1 protein-coding gene is annotated in these 724 nt (G+C 50.8%); it reads left to right on the top strand.

Annotated features, from left to right (window positions below; genetic code table 11):
* On the top strand, positions 1–724 hold a 724-nt coding region (locus ACTHUE_RS19640; RefSeq protein WP_440424239.1), incomplete at both ends, for an adenylosuccinate synthetase.

Consider the following 724-nt stretch of genomic DNA (forward strand, 5'->3'; position numbering starts at 1 on the left):
GCCTTACCACATTGCGCTTGACCAAGCTCGCGAAGCTTCCCGCGGTAAAAGCAAAATTGGTACAACCGGTCGCGGCATCGGCCCGGCTTATGAAGATAAAGTTGCTCGTCGCGCGATTCGCGTGGTGGACTTGTTGCACCCTGAAAAACTGGTTGAAAAACTGGAAGCCGTTTTGGCTTATTACAATGTTCAGTTGCAACACCTGCACCATGCCGAGCCGGTAAAACTTGAAGACGTGATGGCGGTCATTGAAAAAGTTGCACCGCGCATTACGCCGATGATTACCGATGTTTCCCGTGTTTTGAACGAGAAAAACCGCAAAGGCGAAAGCCTGTTGTTTGAAGGCGCGCAAGGTACGTTGCTGGATATCGACTACGGTACTTATCCGTTTGTAACTTCCTCCAACTGCTTGGCTGGTGCCGCTTCTGCCGGTGCAGGCGTAGGTCCGCAAATGCTGGATTACGTTTTGGGTATCGTTAAAGCCTATACCACCCGTGTGGGTTCCGGTCCATTTCCGACTGAATTGTTTGACGAAGTGGGCGCAGGTTTGGCAGAGCGCGGCCATGAGTTCGGTTCTGTAACCGGTCGTGCGCGTCGTTGTGGCTGGTTTGACGCAGCTGCTCTGAAACGCTCTATTCAAGTTAACGGCATTTCTGGCATGTGCATTACCAAGCTGGACGTGATGGATGGTATTAAAAACATCAATATCTGTGTAGGTTATGAA

This window comes from Neisseria sp. P0021.S005, assembly GCF_051956955.1.